This is a genomic window from Secundilactobacillus hailunensis (assembly GCF_005405185.1).
GTDB lineage: Bacteria > Bacillota > Bacilli > Lactobacillales > Lactobacillaceae > Secundilactobacillus > Secundilactobacillus hailunensis.
This window is the reverse complement of the sequence record NZ_BJDO01000037.1, coordinates 1-23,781: the sequence shown is the minus strand read 5'-3', so window position 1 is coordinate 23,781 and position 23,781 is coordinate 1. Positions and strand designations below refer to the sequence as shown.

The following is a 23,781-nucleotide window of genomic DNA, read 5'->3' as shown; positions in this document are numbered from 1 at the left end:
AAATAGTGTAGTGTCCTATTTGCGTGTTCAAATATAATAATGGTATAGAAAAAGGAGTTGAAAGGCAAACTGCCTATCAACTCCAAATATCGTAGCACCGTTATTGCTTGGTCATAAGGTTCCCTTTTTATGTGGCTAGAATTTTTCTAAGCAGTCAGTAAAATTAAACAGGTTAAACGATTTAAACACGAACATTAGCAAAACATATAATAATATAGTTCGATTTTTATATTGACAGTGCTACTTTCTGTTGGTATTCTAGGGGTATCAAAGGCAAAGGAGATTTTGATGATGCAAGTTGCACTTGTAATGGGATCAATTTCCGATTGGCCACAAGTTAAGAATACGGCCGATCTGCTCAGTGAATTACACGTTAGTTACGACAGTCACGTCATTTCTGCACACCGTATGCCACAGGAACTGCAGCACTTTGGCCAAACAGCTAAAGACGAACATTACCAGGTGATTATCGCTGCAGCTGGTGGTGCCGCCCATTTGCCGGGGATGTTAGCAGCCAATACTACCCTACCAGTGATTGGGATTCCAATTCAATCTAAGGCGTTGAATGGCATGGATTCACTGCTGTCAATCGTTCAGATGCCATCCGGTGTGCCAGTTGCCACGGTTGCCATTGGCAGCGCTGGTGCTAAGAATGCAGCGTTACTAGCAGCCGAGATATTGGCCCTGCATGACACTGATGTTGACGCCCAATTACAGGCGTTTCGCGCCCGTCAGACTAAGGAGGCTACCGAGAGTAATGAACAGTTACGGTAGTCCAGTTTTACCACCAGCAACGATCGGCATTATTGGTGGTGGCCAGCTTGGTCAAATGATGGCGTTATCCGCTAAAGCCATGGGGTATAAAGTTGGCGTCCTTGATCCAACGGACAAGGCACCGGCAGGGCAAGTTGCTGATTTCCAAATTGTGGCCGCATACGATGATTTGACGGCCTTACGGCAACTTGCAAAACGCAGCGATGTCTTAACCTATGAATTTGAAAACGTTGATCAAAAAGCGTTAAAGCAAGTTGAAGATTTAACGCGTGTGCCTCAGGGCATTGAACTCTTAACCATTACGAGTCATCGAGTACGCGAAAAAACCTTTTGCCGGCAGCATGGTCTGCCCGTGACGCCCTTTGCAGCGGTTAAATCAATGGAAGACCTGCAGACGGCGATTCAAAAAATCGGTCAGCCTGGGATCCTTAAGACGGTCGAAGGCGGCTATGACGGTCATGGTCAGTTTGACATTAACGATCAAACTGACTGGGACCAAATTAAAAGTGAAATTAACCAGACTAACTGGATCTACGAACTTAAACAAAACTTTGTTCGCGAATTATCGGTGATGGTCACCCGTGACGGGAAGGACCAAGTCATTACTTTCCCAGTCAGCGAAAATCGCCACCAGCACCACATTTTACACACTAGTATCATTCCGGCTCAAATTACTGACCAGGTCAAAAAAAAGGCCCAGCAAATTGCGGTTGAAACTGCTGAAGCGCTGCATCTACGTGGGGTGCTTGGCATCGAATTATTTGAACTGCCATCCGGTGAACTGCTGATCAACGAATTGGCACCGCGGCCGCATAATTCCGGTCATTATTCCATTGAAGCCTGCAATATTTCGCAGTTTGACGCGCACATTAGAAGTATCTGCGGACTGGCAATTCCACCGATTCGCCAATTTGAACCGGCCGTTATGGTGAATCTGCTAGGTCAAAATTTACTGGTTGCGCGAGCGGATTGGCCGAAACATCCCGAATGGCACCTGCACGATTACGGGAAGGCGGAAGTCCGGGACCATCGAAAAATGGGTCATATCACCGTGACCGGCCCGTCAATTGAATCATTGTTAGCATCTGTGAGTCAGTTTAGATAATCAGAAAGGATCTGAAAAGATTGGCAACATTGATTAATGAAGGTAAAGCAAAGCAGTTATTTACAACGGATGATCCCAACATCATTCAAGTTCACTATTTGAATCAGGCGACAGCCTTAAATGGTAAACGGAAAGAACCCGTGGCTGATAAAGGGGTCGTTAATAACCAAATCGACAGTTTGATCTTTAACTACCTGAATCAGCAGGGGATTGCGACACACTTTATCAAGCAGTTGTCACCCAGTGATCAGCTCGTTAAAAAAATGAAGATGGTTCGCCTGGAAGTCGTTGTCAGAAATTACGCTTCCGGCAGTTTTCAACGTAAATTCGATACGGAATATTTACTGAAATTTGATGAACCGGTTCAGGAATTTTACTACAAGAGTGACCGCTTAGATGATCCCTTCATCAATGACTCACAGATTCACGCTTTACAGATTGCCACACCGGAACAGTTAAGTACCATGCGTGATCAGGTCTTTAAGATCAACCAGTTACTGAATCAATTATTCGCGAAAGCCGGCATTACCCTCGTTGATTTCAAGGTTGAATTTGGGTTCGACCCAGATGGCAACCTGATCTTAGGCGATGAGATCTCACCAGACTCTTGCCGATTAGTCGATTCTCAGACGCATGCATCATTAGATAAAGACGTCTTTAGAAAACATACTGGTAACGTTATGGATGGGTACCGAACCGTTCTTTCACGGCTGGAAGCAACAGTCAAATAGGAGGCTAAATATGTTCTTAGCTCAAGTCCACGTGACCTATAAACCTTCGATTCTGGATCCGCAAGCAGTTGCCATTAAAAACGCCATGCACCGGTTAGATTTTGATCAGGTAACGGCGGTGCGGCAAGGCAAGTATTTTGAAATTACCGTGGATGCACCCACTTCAGACGACGCCGAAAAACAGATCGAAGCCATTTGTGATCAGCTGTTAGCTAATCCGAATATGGAGACTTATCGCTATGAAGTAAAGGAGTTGGCTAACCAATGAAATTCGCAGTGGTCAGTTTTCCAGGTTCTAACTGTGATGAAGACCTCTACTACGCTATTACGGATGATCTGCATGAGGATGCGACGATCGTGCCGCATACCACAACCGATTTGACAGAATTTGACGTGATCTTGATTCCAGGCGGTTTTTCTTACGGTGACTATTTACGGGGTGGTGCGATTGCCAAGTTTGCGCCAGTCATGGCTGCAGTTAAGGCCTTTGCTCAAGCTGGGAAACCGGTACTGGGAATCTGCAATGGTTTTCAGATTCTGACCGAAGCTGGTCTATTGCCAGGTACCTTACAGCATAATCGGCAAATGCGGTTTATTTGTGAACCAGAACCGTTATTAGTTGAAAACAGCCAGACGATGTTCACCGCTGCTTTTCAGGATCAGCAGCAGATCACCTTACCGATTGCGCATGGTGAAGGCAACTACTACTGCGATGATGCCACGTTAGCCAAACTGCGTGACCGGCATCAAATTGCGTTTACTTATCAGCATAATCCCAATGGCAGCGTGTCAGACATTGCTGGGATCACCAATGAAGCCGGTAATGTTTTAGGGATGATGCCTCACCCAGAACGAGCAGTTGAAGCCATTCAGGGTGGTACGGACGGTCTATTAGTATTTAAATCACTGTTACAAGCTCATTTAAGGACGGTGTAAACGGGATGCAGGAACTAAAAACGGAACCAACGCCAGCAGAAATTCGTGCTCAGAAACCGTATGAAGCCTGGGGCCTATCGCAACGTGAATATGATTATATCTCACAAAAATTGATCGGTCGTTTGCCAAATTACACCGAAACGGGTCTGTTCGCTGTGATGTGGAGTGAACACTGTTCGTACAAAGATTCTAAACCGATCTTACGTAAGTTTTGGAATGACGGTTCACGGGTGATTCAGGGTCCTGGTGAAGGCGCTGGGGTACTTGATATCGGTGATGACCAAGCCGTAGTCTTTAAAGCGGAAAGCCATAATCATCCCAGTTTTGTGGAACCGTTTGAAGGGGCGGCCACCGGTGTTGGCGGGATTATCCGGGACATCTTTTCAATGGGGGCCAAACCGATTGCTTCGTTAGACAGTCTCCGTTTTGGGGAACTGGATAAGCCGAAGAACCGCTACTTATTAACCGAATGTGTTGCTGGCATTGCGGCTTATGGGAACTGCATCGGGATTCCCACGGTTGGCGGCGAAATCGGTTTTGACGCCGTTTATGATGGTAATCCGTTGGTCAACGTGATGTGCGTAGGTCTGATGGATCAAGCTGATTTAAAGCGCGGTCGAGCGACTGGGACGGGCAACAGCATCATTTATGTTGGCGCTAAAACCGGTCGTGATGGAATTCACGGGGCGACGTTTGCTTCCAATGAATTCAGTGACGAAAAAGCGGCTGACCGATCTGCTGTCCAAGTTGGTGATCCGTTTATGGAAAAATTGCTGACGGATGCCTGCCTTGAAATTATTCATGATCACTCCGAAATCTTGATGGGGATTCAGGATATGGGCGCGGCTGGATTGGTATCTTCGTCAGCCGAAATGGCTTCGAAAGCTAAAAGCGGCGTCACGATGAATCTGGATTTAGTTCCACAGCGCGAACCGGGGATGAGTGCGTATGAAATCATGCTCTCTGAATCTCAAGAACGGATGTTGTTATGTGTGAAAAAGGGTGAAGAACAGACCGTTTTAGACATCTTCGCCCGTTACGACCTAGATGCCGTCGTCGTTGGCCACGTAACGGATGAACGGCAGTATCGGCTTTATCAACACGGCAAATTGGTCACGGATGTGCCAGTCACGAGCCTCGTTGATGACGTTGTTGAACGCAAACAGCCAAGCAAGAAACCGGCGCGGCTGGAAAATGTTCAGTCAGCCCAGACGCCAATTGTTCAACAGCCAGCAGAAACGTTAAAAGCGCTGTTAGCTCAGCCGACGATTGCCTCCAAACGAGCGGTATTTAAGCAGTATGATTCTCAGGTTCAAGCTAACACTGCTGTTACACCGGGGAGCGACGCCGCAGTGGTCAGAGTGCGCCACACCAAGAAGGCATTGGCGATGACAACTGACTGCAATGCCCGTTACATTTATCTTGATCCGTACGTTGGTGGCCAAATTGCGGTCAGTGAAGCGGCTCGTAACATTGTGGCTAGCGGTGGAATTCCAATCGGCATTACCGACTGTCTCAACTTCGGCAGTCCAAATGATCCGGAATCCTATTGGGAACTGGATCAATCAGTTCAGGGAATTGCTCAGGCGTGTGAACGGTTCGATACACCGGTGATTTCCGGTAATGTGTCGATGTACAACGAAACGGATGGCCATTCGATTTATCCGACGCCGATGATCGGGATGGTAGGTTTGATCGAAGACGTTGCCCAGATCACAACGCAATCCTTTAAAACAGCTGGTGACGCAGTTTACCTTGTAGGTACCACAGGTGATGACTTTGCTGGTTCAGAATTGCAAAAATTACGGGGCCAGATAACACCAATTGGTCAATTGAACTTTAATCTCGATGCTGAAGCGGCTAACCAACGATTAGTTCAGCAGGCAATTCGTCAGGGTCTGCTCCAAAGTGCTCACGATTTAAGTGAGGGTGGCCTAGGCGTGGCACTTGCCGAGGCGTTATTCGAGTATCAGTTAGGCTTTGAGGGAAAAACGGCGCTCACCAATAGTCAGTTATTCAGTGAGACTCAATCACGGTTCATCGTTAGTGTTCAGCCAAAAGACCAGGCTGAATTTGAAGCTTTAGCTGGTAAACAAGCGGTATTGCTTGGACGGACCACTGACCAAGATGTTGTTCAGTTGGTGACCGCCGATGGTCAACTAACAGCTAGCAGTTCAGAACTTAAAGCCACTTTCGGAGGTGCGCTAGGATGCCTAATGAAATAAAAGGACTGAATGAGGAGTGTGGCCTGTTTGGTATCTGGGGGGCGGATAATGCCGCTCAGTTAACCTATGACGGCTTGCACAGCCTTCAGCACCGTGGCCAGGAAGGCGCTGGTATCGTCAGCAACGAGAACGGTCAATTTCACCGGCAACGGGGTCTGGGCTTGTTAGCCGAGGTCTTTGCTGATCCGCAAAAGATGGTTTCTTTACCAGGCAAGTCGGCTATTGGCCACGTTCGTTACGCGACCGCGGGAAATCATGGGATTGAAAATATTCAGCCAATGTTCTTTGAGCATCCAGTTGAAGGCCAATTTGCACTGGCCCATAACGGTAATCTGACAAATGCCACTCATTTACGTCGTGACCTGACAAAAAAGGGTGTCCAGTTTCAAGCGACTTCTGACAGTGAATTATTGGGCGAACTGATTCAAACCAGTTTGCAAACTAACTTCATTGATCAATTAAAGGCGTCTTTAAATCAGCTACGCGGTGGTTTTGCCTACTTACTGATGACACCGCACATGATGGTGGCAGCCTTAGATCCTAATGGGTTTCGGCCATTAGTAGTGGGAAAACTGGCAAATGGCGCAATAATCGTTTGCAGCGAGACCTGTGCGCTGGACCAAGTTGGGGCTACCTTTGTTCGCGACGTTGAGCCCGGTGAAATCATTATTGTGACCGATAAGGGGATGCAGATCGATCATTTTACGACCGATACCCACCTATCAATTTGTTCAATGGAATATATTTACTTCGCGCGGCCGGATTCGGTTATTCGTGGTATTAGCGTGCATGAAGCGCGGAAGCGGATGGGCGCAAGAATTGCCAAAGAGGCACCAGTGAAAGCCGACGTGGTCATCGGAGTACCTAATTCGTCTCTATCTGCCGCTATCGGTTATGCACAAGCCAGTGGAATTCACTACGACATGGGAATGATCAAGAACCAGTACGTTGCCCGTACGTTTATTGAACCCACTCAGGCTAAGCGGGTGCGTGGTGTCAGCATGAAACTGTCAGTGGTTAAATCAGTGGTTGCCGGGAAGAATATTGTGCTAGTCGACGATTCAATCGTGCGTGGAACTACCAGCAACTACATCGTGAGACTCTTAAAACGGGCGGGTGCTAAATCTGTTCACGTGAGGATTGCTTCGCCAGTCCTGAAGTTTCCTTGTTACTACGGGATCGATATCCAAACGACTAAGGAATTGATTGGTGCCAACCATTCCGTACCGGAAATTTGTCGGATGATTGGGGCGGATTCATTGGCTTACCTAAGCGTTGACGGATTGGTTGATTCAATTGGTGCGTTAAATGATGCTCCTAATCATGGCTTATGTACCGCTTATTTTGACGGCCAATATCCAACTCCGCTTTACGATTATCAGGCTGGCTTTGATGCAGAGGTTGCCCGTTTAGGCTTATATGAAGGAGCGAATTAAGTTGACCAGCCAATACGAACAAGCCGGTGTAAATATTCATGCAGGTGAAGAAGCGGTCCAAGATATCAAAAAGATTGTCGCACAGACTCATGATGGTAACGTGTTAGGCGGTTTAGGCGGTTTTGGTGCCGAATACGAGTTAACTTCGGTGCTTGCTGGTATTAATCAACCGGTACTGATTTCTGGTACGGACGGTGTTGGCACCAAGCTATTACTGGCAATTGAGGCTAATCAGCACGCTACGATTGGAATTGATCTAGTGGCTATGTGCGCTAATGACGTCCTCGCTCAAGGTGCTAAGCCACTGTTTTTCCTGGATTATATTGGTTTAGGCGAATTAGAGCCGCAGAAGGTCATGACGATCGTCAAAGGAATCGCCAGCGGGTGTCAGCAAGCTGGTTTATCGTTGATTGGCGGTGAGATGGCCGAGATGCCCGGTATTTATCGTTCAAAAGATTATGATCTTAGTGGGTTTGCGGTTGGCTTAGCCGATAAGTCGCATCTGTTGGGCGCCATGAACGTTGCTGAAGGAGACCTATTGATTGGTCTAGCTTCCAGTGGGGTTCACTCTAACGGCTATTCGCTGGTTCGTAAAATTATTCAGGATGCTGATCTAGACCTGCAGCGGGTTTATCCCGGGTTACAGCAGCCCCTGATTGATGAACTGCTAACGCCAACCAAACTCTACTATCAAGCGGTTTACCCCTTGATTAAAGCTGGTCAGTTGCATGCTATTGCACATATTACTGGGGGCGGCTTGGCTGATAACCTTAGCCGCATGATACCCTCGGAGCTGACAGCGTTGATTGATCCAGCCAGCTGGCAGGTTCCCGCAATCTTTAAAGTGCTGCAGGAAGCGGGGCAGGTATCAACCGATGAGATGCGCCAAGTATTTAACCTGGGTATCGGCATGGTGCTGGTAGCCTCACCCAGTAATCTTGACCGTGTTGAGGCCAGTTTGAAACAGCAGAATACGGCATACCAAATCATTGGTAAGGTGGTGAAACGACGTGAACAACCAGTCCAATATCAAGCCTGAACCGCGAATCGCTATTTTTGCATCCGGCAATGGCACTAATTTTGAAGCGTTAGTCAACGCTAACTTACCAGCACCAATCTGCGTCTTGGTTTGTGATCACGCGGATGCGCCAGTGATTCAGCGCGCTAAACGGCATCAGGTCCCCGTGATCCTGTCAGTGGTTAAAAAAGGGGTCAGTAAAGCGCAGCGCGAACAACGGTTACTTCAAGATCTGGCACCGTTTCACGTGAATATTTTGGTGTTAGCCGGCTATATGCGCATTATCGGGGAAACGTTGCTCAAAGTTTTCCCACGGCACATTATTAATATTCATCCGGCCTTGCTACCGTCATTTCCGGGGCGGCACGGCATTGAAGATGCTTATCAGGCTGGCGTTAAAGTCACCGGTGTCACGATTCACTATGTGGATGGCGGTGTCGATACTGGTGAAATTATTGCCCAAGAAGCGGTTTATCGCAGTGAACAAGATAGTTTAGCAAGTTTAGAGGCCAAGATTCATGCTGTTGAGCATCAGTTATACCCCAAAACAGTTTCTCAATTAATTAAAAAAGGAGTGCTTTAATTTGGCTAAATTAGCATTATTAAGTGTGTCGGATAAGACCGGTATCGTGGCGTTCGGGTCGGAACTGACTCAGCGCGGTTATGACATTATCTCCACGGGTGGCACCCTAAAAACGTTGGTCGACGGTGGTGTCAAAGCCACATCAGTCGAGGACGTGACGGGTTTCCCTGAAATGCTGGATGGTCGCGTTAAAACGTTACATCCCCGGATTCATGCCGGTATTTTAGCGAAGCGTGATAATCCGGAACACATGGCTAAGTTAAGGGAAAATGGTATCCGACCAATTGACCTGATCTGCGTCAATCTGTACCCCTTTAAAGCTACGATTCAAAAAGATGGGGTCACGGACGCGGAAGCCATTGAACAGATCGATATTGGCGGACCTTCAATGCTGCGCGCCGCAGCCAAAAACTTTCAGGATGTAACCGTAATCTGTGAGCAAGCTGATTACGCGGAATTTCTTAAACGCTATGATGCCGATCAATTGGATCGCGCTTACCGCCGTCATTTGGCAGCTAAGGTCTTTCGTCAGACCGCAGCCTATGATGCCTTGATCGCCAAATACATGACAACGGAAGCTTACCCTGAAAAACTGACCCTGACCTACGAAAAAGTTGAGGATATGCGCTACGGTGAAAACAGTCACCAAACTGCTGCCTATTATAAGGATCCAATTCCAGAGAGCTATTCTTTAGCCCACGCTAAGCAGCTTCATGGAAAGGCTTTATCCTACAATAATTTACGGGATGCGGATGCTGCGCTGCGGATGATTGCTGACTTCGACAAGCCGGCTGTCGTTGCTTTAAAGCATATGAATCCCTGTGGCATTGGTGTGAGTGATAAGTTACTTACGGCTTGGGACTTAGCTTATGAATCTGATCCGATTTCTATTTTTGGTGGTATCATCGCTTTGAATCGTAAGGTGGATCTTGCCACTGCTAAAAAGATGCACGCGTTATTCCTGGAAATTATTATTGCGCCAGCGTTTGATGACGATGCGTATGCCATTTTAGCCAAAAAGAAAAACCTGCGGATCATGACGCTGGACTTTGGTAAGATGAATCCGGATCATAAAGACATGGTGACCGTATTAGGTGGCGCTTTGTATCAAGATGCTGATACCGCTCACGAAACAATCAGTGACTTTAAAGTCGTTTCGAAGGCGCAACCAACTGAAGCACAGTTAAAGGCACTGGAGTTTGGTCAAATGGTTGTGAAGCACGTGAAGAGCAATGCCATTGTGGTCACAACGGCTAACCAAACGTTAGGCGTTGGTGCTGGGCAGATGAACCGAATCGATTCACTGAAGATTGCAGTCGACAAGGCTGAAGATAAGGCCAATTATGATAACGCCATTATTGCTTCTGACGCCTTCTTCCCAATGGACGACTGTGTTGAATACGCCGCCAAGCATAATATTAAAGCAATCGTTGAGCCAGGCGGCAGCATTCGGGATCAGGATTCCATCGATAAAGCTGACGAGTATGGCGTAGCATTAGTCTTCACTGGTGTTCGACACTTTAAGCACTGATTTCAGACTGGGAGATGTAATCATGGGAAACTGGTTAGTGATCGGCGGTGGCGGCCGCGAATATGCTTTAGCACAAACGTTAGCCAAAGCACCCGACCGGCAGATATACGTGGCACCTGGTAATGTGATGATGAATCAAATACCGCGAGTTAAAACGGTGGCAATTGATGAGATGGCTTTTTCAAAGCTGGCTTACTTTGCTAGTGGTCACCATGTTCAATGTACCGTGGTTGGCCCAGAGCAGCCCTTATCAGCCGGTATTGTGGATTATTTTGAAGCGCGGGACCTGCCAATATTTGGACCTAATCAGCAGGCAGCACACTTGGAATCATCCAAAGTCTTTGCCAAACAGATGATGCAGCAACACCATGTTCCAACGGCAAAGTACCGTGAGTTTACTGATCAGGCGGCTGCTTTAGCCTATGTTAAAACACAGCAGCCCCCCCTTGTGATCAAGGCCAATGGTTTGGCTGCGGGAAAGGGTGTCATCATTGCCAACACGGTCCAAGCAGGTGCTGAAGCCGTTCAAAAATTAATGACGGCTGGTTCTGACAAGCTGCTGATTGAAGACTACTTGCAGGGCGAGGAATTTTCCCTGTTCGCCATGGTGCAGGGCACCACGTTTATCACCATGCCGATTGCGCAAGACCATAAGCGCTTAGCCGATGGCGACCAGGGACCTAACACCGGTGGTATGGGGGCCTATAGCCCAGTACCGCATATTAATAGTTCGTTGAAACAAATGGCTATCGATGAAATTATCAAACCAATTTTGACTGGTATGGCCGCTGCGGGTACCCCCTTTAACGGGTTCTTGTACGCTGGCTTGATCAAGACGTCAGCTGGCATTAAGGTGATTGAATTTAACGTCCGCATGGGGGATCCGGAGACTCAGGTCGTTTTGCCGCAGCTGCAAACTGATTTAGGAGCCGTGATTCTGCAACTGAAGCAGGGTAAACGGCCACAGGTTCAGTGGCAGCAAGGCGAATTTTACCTTGGAACGGTCGTTGCTTCACGCGACTATCCCCGTTCAGTGGTGAACGGTCGGCCATTACCCACTATTACGGATGCTAAAGTGGCGGTCAGTTATGCGGGCGTCAGTCAAGCTGGTGATCAGATCGTGAGTCACGGTGGTCGCGTCCTCATGGTCACTGCCCACGCCAATGATTTGAAAACGGCTCGAACAGAAGTGAATGGCGTGCTGGATGCAGATGTCGATCAGACAGCCTATACGTTTCGGCATGATATTGGGTTTCACGCTATTGACTGATTAACGTGAAATAAGAGAACGCGGCATAACGTTAAGAGAATTGAGTAAATAGAGAAGACTAAAAAGCACTGTGATCCCGTCAGCAACATTGCTGAGGAAGTCAGAGTGCTTTTTTGTGGTTTGACAATCTTTATAATTTGTTAAATATGTTTAAATATTGATATGACGGGCCATAAAACTGTTATGCTTTAAGCTCATGGTCAAGTAATTCAACGACTTGTACATAAAACGTTGCTCAATGGTCAAAAAAATATTAAAATAATATGTAATTTGCAAAAAATGGACGAATGAAAGCAGGTTTTTTAAAAATGACTGAAATGTCAAATCATAATGACGGCGGTAATACAGTGCCAAATTCACAGGACCAAATGGTGAAGGGGTCTGCCTGGATGACTGCCGGTAGTATCTTTTCACGGATACTGGGCGCAATCTACATCATTCCTTGGGGTATCTGGTTTGGCAGTTACTTCTTCCAAGGAAACGCGCTGTATGGGAAGGGCTATAACATCTATAGCTTTTTCCTGATTGCAGCGATTGCGGGGATTCCCTCAGCGATTGCTAAGCAAGTAGCGCACTATAATGCCATGAATGAGTATGGCGTGGGCTTTCGGCTGTACAAGCATGGATTTGTTTTAGCAGCCATCACGGGTCTCATTTGTGCTAGTCTGCTCTACTTCGGCGCGCCACTGTTTGATGGCGGTGATCCACGGGTGGTACCGGTCTTGCACTCCTTGGCGTGGGCGGTGTTGATCATTCCAGTAATGAGTCTTTCACGGGGCTTTTTCCAGGGGTATCAGCAAATGGCGCCTTCCGCTATTTCCCAATTCGTGGAGCAACTTGCTCGAGTGGCCTACATGCTGGGATCAGCTTTCGTCATTATGCGGGTTTGGCATGGCAGCTGGATCACGGCGGTCTCCCAGTCAACTTTTGCGGCCTGTGTTGGGGCCATCGCTGGGACGTTGACATTAGGTTGGTACTATTTAAAAAATCGGTCCGACTTTAATTATTTAGTGGCCAACAGTAAAAATGAAATTGTGGTGCCGGCTAAACAGCTTTATCAAGAAATCTTACAGCAAGCCTTGCCGTTTATTGTTTTGGGTGCTGGGATCACCATTTTTCAGTTGATCGACCAATATACGTTCTTTAATTTTATGCGCAGTACTGGGGTTACTTCAACGGTGATGTTGAACAACTTGTTCGCCATGTTCAGTGTGAACGCTAATAAGTTAATTATGATTACCGTTTCACTGTCATCTGCTCTAGCAATTACGGTTGTTCCGCTTTTGTCTGAAGCCTATACCCGTAACGACCGTAAGGATATTAGTCATCAGCTGACCAATTCGATGCTGCTATTTGAATTTGTGATGCTGCCGAGTGCTTTGGGCATGGCTGCGATTGCCCACCCATTAAATATCATCTTTTACGGGACTTCGCACAAGGAACTGGCAACGGCTGTACTGGCGTTCTCATCGTTTGTTTCGATCATGTTAGGCCTGTTTAGCGTAACGTCTGCCATTATGCAGGGGGTTTCGCAAAACAAGCGGGCGGTTCGCTACTTTGCGGTGGGGACCGTTGTGAAATTAGCGCTGCAGTGGCCGTGCATTCATTACATGGGAGTCTTTGGCCCGTTAGTCGCCACTACGTTTGGTTTCTTGGTTGCTAACTTTTTGATTCTTCGCTGGCTGAATCAGGCGTTTGGCGTGGACTTTGAGGGTATTTCCAAGAAGACCAATGGTATTTTAGCCTTCTCGTTGCTCATGTGCGTGGTTGCTAATTTGCTGGTTCAACTGACTTCACGCCTTCTGGGTACTTTTATGGTGGTTGACTCCCGAATCGGTAGCTTGATAGTGGTAGTCATCGCAGTTAGCATTGCCGGTTACCTTTACGTTTATCTGGTGTTGCACACCCGCTTGGCCGATACCGTCCTTGGTGATCGAACTAGTCGCTTGAGGTCTATGCTGCACATTAAATAAAATGAATAAGAGACTGAGGCATCATTTAGATCTCGGCCGAATAATCAAATAACGACTGATTTTCCTAAACTTGGGAAATCAGTCGTTATTTTGATTATGCTCTGAAAGTTAATCGAGTTGTTGATTTAATGCTGATGATCATGCATAAAGCGTGGCAATTCGTGGATGATTTGAGTGGGTAAAACGACGTACTGGGTCTGGGCTAATTCGTCCGCAATGGCGCTGTGGGCGTAAACGGCAGCTAAAACTGCCTTGGTCTGATCCGCAAATTGCGCTGTAAAGCCGCCAATCATTCCCGCCAAAGTGTCGCCCATGCCGCCGGTAGCCTGAGCGGGCGTGCCAGCCGTGTTTAAGAAACTGCCAGTGGGGGTGTAGACCTTAGTCTGATGTGATTTAAGCACAACGATACCACCTAATTGCTTGCGGACAGTTTCGTTAGCGTCATCGGTCTGATCGGCAATCTTGATACCGGATAAACGCTGCCACTCCATCTGGTGCGGGGTAAAGACGAGGTTGGCTTGAGGTAAGCTCAAGTGGTGTTCAGACACCAGTGTAATTGCTGAGCCGTCAATGATTAGAGTTTGGTCCGGCTTAACCGTGTCAAAGACCGTTCGCAGCACGGTCATACTCGTCGTAGTCGTTCCCAACCCGGGGCCAATGACCACGGTGTTGGCAGCAGCGACCAGTTCGACGAGTTCCTGATGGTGCGTATAATCCGCGACCATGGCTTCAGGCATTCTGGCGTGCAGGCTCACAAAGTTACTTGAATCTGTCAGTGTGGTATTCAAGCCGGCACCACTGTACACACTGGCTTCAGTAGCCATTAAGATTGCACCGCCAAAGTGGTCGTTACCACCAACTAAACAGACCCGGCCATAGGTACCCTTATGACTTTCCTTGGGCCGAACCCGAATCGTTTCGGAGAGAATTTTGTCTGTAAGTGTTTCCACAATTATCGCCTTCCTATTTATTGATCCTTAAGTCGAGTATAGCATTCCAATTCAAACCTGTGACGAATTTTAATGATTAGGGCGGTGTAAATTTTGCTTGAACCCCCAGCAGCCTGCTCCCCATGAGGGTCGTTGTATGCTAGAATGGTACTTGAGAAATCAATATTGGGAGGAACTTAAATGTCAATTGATTGGAAAGCAGCTGCGCAGGAACACCAAGCAGCTTACGTCGATGATTTAACCAAACTAGTCGCCATTCAAAGTGTTCGTGACGATGCTAAAAAAACTGCTGAAGCACCATTAGGACCAGGTCCAGCCAAGGCACTGCAGGCCTTTTTAAACATGGCCAAGCGCGATGGCTTCAAGACGACTAACCTGGATAATTTAGCCGGTTTCGTTGAGTATGGTGAAGGTGACGAGACCATTGCCATCTTAGCTCACGTTGATGTGATGCCGGCAGGGGAAGGCTGGTCTACTGAACCATTTACGCTGACTGAAAAGGACGGTAACCTGTACGGCCGTGGTACTTCTGACGACAAGGGTCCCGCACTGGCTTGTTATTATGGTCTGAAGATCTTAAAGGAACAGGGTATTAAATTAAACAAGAAGGTCCGTTTCATTCTCGGAACTGATGAGGAAAGTAACTGGACTGGTATGACGCACTACTTCAAGACGCAGCCGGCACCTACTATGGGCTTTTCACCAGACGCTGAATTTCCATTGATCAACGGCGAAAAGGGAAACGCCACCTTTACGTTAACGACGCAGGGGTCAAATGGCGGTCAGTATAAGCTGAACTCATTTACCGCGGGGTTACGTGAAAACATGGTGCCCCGTGATGCGCACGCAGTGGTTGAAACTGACGATAACGAAGCTTTGGTCAGTGACTTCACGGCTTTTCTGGACGAAGCACCAGTTACCGGTGACGTTAATATTGATAAAGACGGGGTCCACTTACACTTGATCGGTAAAGCGGCTCATGGAATGGAGCCTAAAAACGGTATCAATGCCGGCACTTATCTGGCATCATTCTTGAAGACACTGAACTTTGGTGGTGATGCGCGGGCCTTCTTGGAACTGCTCGGCGGCGACCTGCATGACGATTCCCGGGTTCACAAGCTGGGCTTGGCCTTCACCGATAAGATCATGGGTGAATTGACCATGAACGTGGGTGTCATGGCCTTTGATGCCGGCAAACCAGGCAAAATCGTTCTGAACTTCCGTTATCCAAAGGGCATGACCGCCGACGACCTGCAAACCAGATTGACTCAGGTTGCTGATCAAAACCACTTTGAATTGAGCAAAGGTCGGGAAATGGCACCGCACTACGTTGATCCTAAGGACCCAATTGTGACGACTTTAATGGGTGCTTACCAGGAGATGACGGGGAACAAAACGGCGCAGCCCGAAGTTGTCGGTGGCGGTACCTATGGTCGCTTGATGAAGCGGGGCGTGGCCTTTGGTGCACTTTTCCAAGATCACACACCAGACACCATGCACCAAGTGGATGAATTCCAACCAATTTCTGATTTGATGCTGGCCATGGCGATTTATGGCCGTTCAATTGAAGCGCTCGCAAACGAATTAGCAGACTAGGGAGTGATGGCATTGGCACAGCTCAGTAATTATCAAAACGTGATGGTCGGTGTAGATGGTTCCAAACAGGCGAAACGGGCGGTTCAAAAAGCGATTGTGGTTGCTAAACGTAATCAGGCTGCCCTGTATATCGTGAGTGTCCTCAATGTCAGCGAGCTGACAAGTCTCGGTAAGGCTCGGTTTGGGTTTGGTGCTGTTGACCCGGGTGTGCTGGATGATTTTAAGCACAACATGGATCAGTTGGTTGCCAAGTATCGCGACGCTGCTGTTCAAGCTGGTCTAAAACACGTTGAGATCCACGTCACGTTTGGCAACTCCAAATTGGAGCTGGCTAAAAACCTACCACAACTTCTGGGAGCGGATTTAATCGTTCTTGGTGCGACTGGTGCTAACGTTGTGGAGCGGATGATGATGGGCTCCAATGCCAGTTACGTTGTGACCAATGCTGCTGTCGATGTTTTAATTGTGCGGACGGATTTAGATAATCAGCAGATTAAGGTTTTTTAGAGGAAATTAAAAAAGTCTCGATGCATGAGTTATGCACCGAGACTTTTTAATTTAAAGCATTCATTACATCGCATTTGGAACGGAGTTGGTGCTTCTAATATCACGAAGCGCATCGTCCACTTGACCCAACACGATATCCACGTTTTTAGGATCTTCAAGGTTGTAGCGCTGCAGATCAACTTTGATCTTTGGGCTAACGTCAAAATCGTCAAACCATTTTTGGTAAGCTGACCACATCTTGTAGTAGTAAGATTCCAGTTCAGGGTGACTAGCAACTTGTTCGTAATCCCGACCGCGTTTCTTGATGCGGTAAAGGATCGTGTCAAAATCACTGTTGGCATAGACTAGCAGATCCGGCGCTTTTTTAGGCAACCGATCCAGTTCACCCATCATGTTATCCAGTAACTTCAGGTAAACGGATAATTCAGTATCGCTAATGTTACCTTCAGCATTGTTTTCTTTAGTAAACAAGGCATCTTCATAGATCGAACGGTCGAGGATGTTATTATCATCAGCCAAGGCCTGCTTAATCATCGAAAAACGCTTATTTAAGAAATAAATTTGTAGCAAAAATCCGTATTGTTTTGGATTTGAATAGTATAACGGCAGTACTGGGTTTTCACCCACTGGTTCGAAGAATGCCTTGGTTCCTAAGTGTTCCGCAAGCATTCCAGTTAAAGTTGTTTTTCCGACACCAATCATTCCGGCTGTAATAATCACCATAATAGCCCCTCTTTTAATAAAATATGCAACATATAGTGTACCATAGTTTTCCAAGATACCATATGTTCTTTTTTATTTTTTTAGTTTTAACGTCCTAAAGCGCGTTAAATCAGCATTCGCTGGGGGTTAAATTCGTGATCTCATTGGCAGTAGAGGATTGATAGGCGTCAGCGACCGTTGAAAAAACGACTAGTAGTATAATTAATGTAAAGGGAAAAGGAGCGTGGTCGAGAATGTATGATGCAATCGTATTTTTTGATTTGGACGGTACTTTATTTGATGATCAGAAGAATGTTCTGCCTGCTAGCATTGATGCTATCAAGCAAATGTCAAAGAATAATATTCTTTCTGTCATTTCTACCGGCCGAAATGTTTTTGAAGTGCAGTATGTATTAGACGAAACTGGGTTGGATACCATTGTCAGTGCTAACGGCAGTTACGTTCAATACCAAGGAAAGAAACTTCACCAAGAAGTGATTGATGAGGATGTTTTGGACGACTTTACTGATTATGCCAATCAGCAAGGGGATCCCGTGGGCTATTTCAATAACCGCGGTTTCCGGTTGAACAAGGCGAATGATGCGACGACCGCCAACTTTAAGCTGCTGCGTCTGGATGCCCAAGTTGATCCTGATTTCTATCATCACGAACCGATTAATTTTATGAACGTCTTTAATGAGGATAAGGAAAAGCAGTACCAAGAACGGTTTAAGGGCGTGCTTTCCCTAGTTCGGAACAACCCACGGGCACTGGACACGATGAAGGCTGGTGTTTCTAAACGGACGGGGATTCAAATTTTGCTGGAAGCTGCTCACTTAGGTAACGTACCGACTTATGCCTTTGGTGATCAGCTCAACGATCTGCAAATGTTTGACATGGTGGATACGCCAATTGCCATGGCGAATGGCCACAAATTAGCCAAGGAAAAAGCCGCTTACGTGACGACTTCTAATATGAATAATGGCATCGTTAACGGATTGAAGCACTATAATTTGATCAAATAATTGAGTTACATGGGACTTGAAAGTTTCTCTTATAAGGGATACTTGCAAGTCTTTTTTTATGCAGGAATAATATTCCAGTAATATTCCGGCAAAAAATTCCTACTAGGCTATTTAGAAAACTAATAAATGTATATGCTATTGAAACCGGTACCAGCCATGAGTTACTCTAAGTGAGTAGTCACTTTACTTTTTGGAGTAAAGTTAAGAAAAACGTTAGATAATCAAACGAAAAGTTACTTTATAACACGTTATCAGATAAGCAGAGGTGAGTGAAATGACAAAAACGAATTATTTTGGCGGTATCGATGTTGGTTCAACCACGGTCAAGCTCGTGGTCATGGATCAAGCTAACCAAACCGTTTTTTCACGGTACGAACGTCATTATTCAGATGTGAAGGGTGCCACTGAAAAGATTCTGCGTGAAGCGATTAGTGAGCTGGGTCAAGATACCAAACTGGCTTGCACGATCACGGGGTCAGGCGGCATTGGCTTGGCCAATCTGCTGCAGCTTAAATTCGTGCAGGAAGTGATTTCCTGCACCAAAACCGTTGAAACTTTGATTCCTCAAACAGACGTTGCCATCGAACTGGGCGGTGAAGATGCCAAGATCACCTTCTTTGGCGATTCACTGGAACAGCGGATGAATGGGAGCTGTGCCGGTGGTACCGGAGCCTTTATTGACCAAATGGCAACCCTGTTAAAGACGGATGCCAACGGGTTGAATGTGATGGCTAAAGATGCTCAAACAATCTATCCAATCGCTAGCCGGTGCGGGGTGTTTGCGAAAACCGATGTCCAGCCACTGATCAACGACGGTGCCCGTAAAGCCGATATTGCCGCTTCTATTTTCCAAGCAGTGGTTAATCAGACGATTTCCGGGCTGGCTGCTGGTCATAAGATTCGCGGTCACGTGGCTTTCTTAGGCGGTCCGCTGTACTTTATGGATCAATTGCGTTACCGGTTTATTGAAACGTTAAAATTAACGCCGGAAGAAGTGGTCTTTCCAGAAGATCCGCAATTGTTCGTGGCTAAGGGGGCGGCACTGTATGCCTTTGATCAGCCGGAAACCACTTTGAGCGGTCTCTTGGATCAATTGCTGAACGGCGACGACTCTGGTATGCATCCCAGTTCTTCACTGGAACCCTTATTTAAGGACGACAATGAATTACAGGAATTTCGTAAGCGGCACGCTAAAGCTAAGGTTGAGACTCGTGATCTCGATAGTTATCAGGGGGTTGCTTTTCTGGGGATCGATGCCGGTTCTACAACCACTAAAGTCGCTTTAATGAGCGATGATAATAAGATCCTTTACACTTACTATGATAATAATGACGGTGACCCGCTAGAAAAAACGAAGACGATTCTACGGGATATGTACAGCAAGATTCCAGCTGGAGTTACCATTGGTAAAACTGCCGTTACCGGTTATGGTGAACATCTGATCAAAAATGCCTTGATGGTCGATATTGGTGAAGTGGAAACGGTGGCCCATTACCGTGCTGCCCACTATTTCCAGCCAGACGTTGACTTTATTCTAGACATCGGTGGTCAGGATATGAAAGCTATGACCATTAAAAACAATGCGCTATCAACGATTAAGTTAAATGAGGCTTGTTCTTCAGGTTGCGGGTCGTTTTTGGAGACTTTTGCCACTTCGTTACATTACAAGATTCAGGACTTTGCCCAAGCAGCCTTGCTGGCAAAACATCCTTCAGATCTCGGTTCACGTTGCACCGTCTTTATGAACTCTAAAGTTAAGCAGGTCCAAAAAGAAGGGGCGACGATCGGTGACATTGCAGCTGGTCTATCAGTGTCGATTATTAAAAATGCACTGTTTAAGGTCATTAAGATGCGTCGGGTAGAAGATATGGGTCACCACATTGTCTGCCAAGGCGGGACTTTCTATAACGAAGCCGTTTTACGGGCCTTTGAAAAAATTGCTGGCGTGGAAGTCGTTAGGCCAAACATTGCCGGTTTAATGGGTGCGTATGGTGCTGCTCTGATTGCGAAGGGTGAATACAAGACTGGCGATCAGACAACCCTACTCTCCGTTGATCAAATGGATAATTTAAGCTTTAAAAAAGAATATATGCATTGTGGGATCTGTGAAAACAACTGTGCGCTGACCATTACCGTCTTTAATGATGGTCGTCGTTTTGTTACGGGTAACCGCTGTGAACGTGGTGAAGCACGTGGTATGAAGGAACGGATACCAAAGGATAACGGCAAGGTCAACTTGGTTGCTGAAAAATATAAATTACTATTCAGTTACCGGCCATTACGTAAGAAATTAGCTTACCGTGGTACAATTGGGATTCCACGAGTCTTGAATATGTACGAAAACTACCCACTGTGGCAGACGTTCTTCCGTCATCTAGGTATTCGGGCTCAGCTCTCACCAAAGGGCAATGAGAAACAGTACGAAAAAGGGATGGAAACTATTCCTTCTGATACGGTTTGCTACCCCGCTAAACAGGTTCACGGTCACATTCAAGCCTTGATTGACCGCGGCTACAAGACGATCTTCTATCCTGCCGTAGTTTATGAAGTTGCTGAAAACGATGACGCGGATAATCATTTTAACTGCCCAATCGTGCAGTCTTATCCCAACGTCATTCGTAATAACGTCGATGAGATCACTTCCGGTCAAGTGGATCTGATTTCACCTTATCTGAATTTAGCGGATAAAAAGGGTACTGCCGATAATCTGTATGATGCCTTACGTAAGTTTGATATCAGTAAAGCAGAAATCAAAACGGCGCTGGAAGCCGGCTACAAGACGCTCGAAGACTTTAAGCAGAAGATTCGTGACCGTGGTGAAGATACGTTGCGGATGCTGATGACTACTGGCGAGCATGGCATTGTTTTGGCTGGTCGGCCTTATCACTTGGATCCGCAAGTCAACCACGGGATTTCTCAGATCATGACGGCGGAAGGTTTTCACGTGTTGACCGAAGATTCGATTGCTCACTTAGGTGATGTTAAGGGTCTCCGGGTCGTCAACCAGTGGGTCTACCACTCACGGTTGTACGCTGCTGCTAGAGTGGCTGCTAAGATTCCCCAACTGGAATTCGTTCAACTGAACTCCTTTGGCTGCGGGATCGATGCCATTGATACTGATCAGGTTGAAGAAATCATGAATCAGTATAACCGGCTGTACACGTCACTAAAAATTGATGAAGGCACCAATATGGGCGCTATCCGGATTCGGTTACGGTCATTAAAGGCCGCTGTCAAGGAACGGCAAAAGCGTAAGATCATGCCAATGAAGCTCCATGAAAATGACACACCGGTTGATTTTACCCCAGAAATGCACAAGAAGGGCTACACGTTGCTATTGCCGATGATGTCACCAATTCACCAGCATGGACTGGTTGACGTGGCGTTGCAGGCTTCTGGTTACAACGTGGTCAATTTACCAATGAACGACCGCAAATCAGTTGATGTGGGGCAGCGCTTCGTAAATAACGATGCCTGCTACCCAGCTATCATTTCCATCGGTCAAATGGTTGAGGCCTTCCAAAGTGGTAAGTACGATGTGAACCACACTGCTGTTATGATGACTCAAACGGGTGGTGGCTGCCGGGCAACTAACTATATTCCATTGATTCGTAAAGCCTTAAAGGATGCCGGCTTTGGTCAGGTACCAGTTGTTTCCTTGTCATTAGGTAATCAGGGTGTGGAAGAAACCCCTGGCTTTAAGATGACTTTGCCACTGCTGCGACGAGTCGCCATTGCCTTCTTATATGGTGATCTGTTTGAACAAGTAGTTTATCGGACAAGACCTTACGAAACTAAGCCAGGTCAGATCGATAAAATGCATGCCGACTGGCTAAAAGTGGTTCGGCCGTCCATTGAAAAAGGCAGCTTTAAGGAATTCAAACGTAATGTTAACGAAATTGTTCAGGATTTTGATACCGTTAAGCTCAATGAAGTGCGTAAGCCAAAGGTTGGTTTAGTCGGTGAAATTCTGGTGAAGTATTCACCAATTGCGAACAACGATATTGTCCACCTGCTTGAAAAAGAGGGTGCCGAAGCCGTTGTCCCAGATATCGTTGGGTTTATGAATTACTCGTTGTATAACCAAATCTATAAGTATCAGCATCTGGGTGCTTCCGTTAAGGCCAAGTGGTTTGCTGAATTTGCCATGCAGGTCATTAAATGGTGTGAGCAGCCGATGCAAAAAGCCTTAAATGACTCGAAACGTTTTGAAGGCATCGAAGCCATTAAGAAGGTGGCCGATGATGCCAGCAAGATTTTATCACTGGGTAACCAAACTGGTGAAGGCTGGTTCTTGACCGGTGAAATGATCGAGCTATTGAAGAGTGGCGTGCCAAACATCATTTGTATGCAACCATTCGGCTGCCTGCCAAACCACATTGTTGGTAAGGGTATGATCAAGGAGATCAGACGTCAGTTTAAGGGTGCCAACATTGCGCCAATCGATTATGATCCCGGTACCTCCGTAGTTAACCAGCTGAACCGGATTCGGTTGATGCTGGCAACAGCGAATAAGAACTTAGCAGCTGAAACGAAACCGGCTGAAGCAACATCAGCAACAGAGAATCGTCACGCGATGCACGCACAGCCGTCTAAAGTTGAAAGTACGGTCAGTGGGCGATAACGGAATGACAGATTAAAAATTGGAGAAAACGCCATGAAACATACTGATGTTGAAACGCTATTTGCGAATAATATTAACGCAACGAATTTATCACCGAAACAGCGGAAGGTTTTACAAGCCAGTTTAACGTTGTTTGCCCAGAAGGGGTATGAAAATACCAGTACGCTGGATATTGCCCATTTAGCTGGGGTATCGGAAGGCACGGTTTTTAAGCACTTTAAGACGAAAGATGGGCTACTCCAGGCCATTTTGAAACCGTTTATTCACGATATTTTTCCCCGCGTGGCTGACGAATTTTTAATTACCTTGCATCAAAGTCCATTTGACGATTTTGATTCCTTCTTAAGGTACGCCGTGCGTGATCGGATGATCTACGCGATGGATAATCGGCCAGAGATGAAGATCTTTATTCAGCAAATGGTCAAGGACCCCTCGATTATGACCAGTTTAACCAAGCGGCTGGGTAATTTGCTCCAAGGCGGCGTTGACACCCTGTTTCGCGACTATAAGAAAAAGGGACAGCTGGTTGACTGGGATTCCATGCGAATCATCCGGATGGTCAGTGGGGTGATCGTTGGATATTTGATTCCCAACATCATTATGAGTGATACACCGCTAGACGTGGATAAAACCACGGATGAAGGTAAGCACACTATAACCGGACGTATTGAAACACAAAACGGACTTCCTCATATTTGAGTTAGTCCGTTTTTGTATTTCATTCAGTTACTAATTGCTGATCAGGTTCATAATTCCACGGTAAACAAGCCTCCAATTGCGCTTCTTTTGGGAAAG

19 protein-coding genes are annotated in these 23,781 nt (G+C 46.6%); 17 read left to right on the top strand and 2 right to left on the bottom strand.

Annotated features, from left to right (window positions below):
- The first annotated feature begins 288 nt into the window (after positions 1-288).
- The 12 genes from purE to FFM73_RS09285 all read left to right on the top strand — a co-directional run bounded on the left by purE (position 289) and on the right by FFM73_RS09285 (position 13,582).
- The gene (purE, locus tag FFM73_RS09340; protein ID WP_137631488.1) at positions 289-774 is read left to right on the top strand and encodes a 5-(carboxyamino)imidazole ribonucleotide mutase; all 486 of its coding nucleotides are present in this window, start codon (positions 289-291) and stop codon (positions 772-774) included.
- Positions 758-1,879, top strand: a complete 1,122-nt coding sequence (gene purK, locus FFM73_RS09335; protein WP_137631487.1) for a 5-(carboxyamino)imidazole ribonucleotide synthase — start codon at positions 758-760, stop codon at positions 1,877-1,879. Before purE ends, purK begins: the two co-directional genes overlap by 17 nt.
- A gap of 20 nt (positions 1,880-1,899) precedes the next feature.
- Positions 1,900-2,610 carry a phosphoribosylaminoimidazolesuccinocarboxamide synthase gene (purC, locus tag FFM73_RS09330; protein ID WP_373278657.1) on the top strand — a complete coding sequence of 237 codons (711 nt, stop codon included), beginning with the start codon at positions 1,900-1,902 and terminating at the stop codon, positions 2,608-2,610.
- Between the two features lie 10 nt (positions 2,611-2,620).
- Positions 2,621-2,878, top strand: coding sequence for a phosphoribosylformylglycinamidine synthase subunit PurS (purS, locus tag FFM73_RS09325; RefSeq protein ID WP_137631485.1), 258 nt, complete (start codon positions 2,621-2,623; stop codon positions 2,876-2,878).
- Positions 2,875-3,546 carry a phosphoribosylformylglycinamidine synthase subunit PurQ gene (purQ, locus tag FFM73_RS09320; RefSeq protein WP_137631484.1) on the top strand — a complete coding sequence of 224 codons (672 nt, stop codon included), beginning with the start codon at positions 2,875-2,877 and terminating at the stop codon, positions 3,544-3,546. The genes purS and purQ overlap by 4 nt, the downstream gene beginning before the upstream one ends.
- A 5-nt stretch (positions 3,547-3,551) precedes the next feature.
- Positions 3,552-5,771: a phosphoribosylformylglycinamidine synthase subunit PurL gene (gene purL / locus FFM73_RS09315; protein WP_137631483.1), complete on the top strand. Its 2,220-nt coding sequence runs from the start codon at positions 3,552-3,554 to the stop codon at positions 5,769-5,771.
- Positions 5,756-7,207: an amidophosphoribosyltransferase gene (gene purF / locus FFM73_RS09310; RefSeq protein ID WP_137631482.1), complete on the top strand. Its 1,452-nt coding sequence runs from the start codon at positions 5,756-5,758 to the stop codon at positions 7,205-7,207. The genes purL and purF overlap by 16 nt, the downstream gene beginning before the upstream one ends.
- A gap of 1 nt (position 7,208) precedes the next feature.
- On the top strand, positions 7,209-8,246 hold the full coding sequence (gene purM / locus FFM73_RS09305) for a phosphoribosylformylglycinamidine cyclo-ligase (RefSeq protein ID WP_137631481.1): 1,038 nt from the start codon (positions 7,209-7,211) through the stop codon (positions 8,244-8,246).
- Positions 8,218-8,808 (top strand): phosphoribosylglycinamide formyltransferase, encoded by a 591-nt coding sequence (gene purN, locus FFM73_RS09300; RefSeq protein ID WP_235874494.1) that lies wholly within the window; start codon positions 8,218-8,220, stop codon positions 8,806-8,808. Before purM ends, purN begins: the two co-directional genes overlap by 29 nt.
- 1 nt (position 8,809) lies before the next feature.
- The gene (purH, locus tag FFM73_RS09295) at positions 8,810-10,339 is read left to right on the top strand and encodes a bifunctional phosphoribosylaminoimidazolecarboxamide formyltransferase/IMP cyclohydrolase (protein ID WP_137631480.1); all 1,530 of its coding nucleotides are present in this window, start codon (positions 8,810-8,812) and stop codon (positions 10,337-10,339) included.
- A 22-nt stretch (positions 10,340-10,361) separates the two neighbouring features.
- Entirely contained in the window at positions 10,362-11,609 is a 1,248-nt protein-coding gene (gene purD / locus FFM73_RS09290; RefSeq protein ID WP_137631479.1) for a phosphoribosylamine--glycine ligase, read from the top strand.
- A 308-nt stretch (positions 11,610-11,917) separates the two neighbouring features.
- Positions 11,918-13,582, top strand: coding sequence for a putative polysaccharide biosynthesis protein (locus FFM73_RS09285; protein WP_373278655.1), 1,665 nt, complete (start codon positions 11,918-11,920; stop codon positions 13,580-13,582).
- A 125-nt stretch (positions 13,583-13,707) separates the two neighbouring features.
- Here FFM73_RS09285 and FFM73_RS09280 read toward each other — a convergent pair whose 3' ends face one another.
- A complete protein-coding gene (locus tag FFM73_RS09280; protein WP_137631478.1) occupies positions 13,708-14,532 on the bottom strand; it encodes an NAD(P)H-hydrate dehydratase in 825 nt (274 codons plus the stop codon).
- A gap of 180 nt (positions 14,533-14,712) precedes the next feature.
- Between FFM73_RS09280 and pepV the strand changes: the two genes are divergently transcribed.
- On the top strand, positions 14,713-16,128 hold the full coding sequence (gene pepV / locus FFM73_RS09275; protein WP_137631477.1) for a dipeptidase PepV: 1,416 nt from the start codon (positions 14,713-14,715) through the stop codon (positions 16,126-16,128).
- Between the two features lie 12 nt (positions 16,129-16,140).
- Positions 16,141-16,635: a universal stress protein gene (locus tag FFM73_RS09270; protein ID WP_235874493.1), complete on the top strand. Its 495-nt coding sequence runs from the start codon at positions 16,141-16,143 to the stop codon at positions 16,633-16,635.
- A 63-nt stretch (positions 16,636-16,698) separates the two neighbouring features.
- Here FFM73_RS09270 and FFM73_RS09265 read toward each other — a convergent pair whose 3' ends face one another.
- A complete protein-coding gene (locus tag FFM73_RS09265) occupies positions 16,699-17,358 on the bottom strand; it encodes a deoxynucleoside kinase (protein WP_137631475.1) in 660 nt (219 codons plus the stop codon).
- Positions 17,359-17,591: 233 nt separating this feature from the next.
- Between FFM73_RS09265 and FFM73_RS09260 the strand changes: the two genes are divergently transcribed.
- From FFM73_RS09260 to FFM73_RS09250, 3 genes are all read left to right on the top strand, one after another.
- Positions 17,592-18,362 (top strand): Cof-type HAD-IIB family hydrolase, encoded by a 771-nt coding sequence (locus tag FFM73_RS09260; protein WP_137631474.1) that lies wholly within the window; start codon positions 17,592-17,594, stop codon positions 18,360-18,362.
- A gap of 274 nt (positions 18,363-18,636) precedes the next feature.
- A complete protein-coding gene (locus FFM73_RS09255) occupies positions 18,637-22,986 on the top strand; it encodes a 2-hydroxyacyl-CoA dehydratase (RefSeq protein WP_137631473.1) in 4,350 nt (1,449 codons plus the stop codon).
- A gap of 33 nt (positions 22,987-23,019) precedes the next feature.
- A complete protein-coding gene (locus FFM73_RS09250; RefSeq protein WP_137631472.1) occupies positions 23,020-23,685 on the top strand; it encodes a TetR/AcrR family transcriptional regulator in 666 nt (221 codons plus the stop codon).
- Positions 23,686-23,781 lie beyond the last annotated feature (96 nt).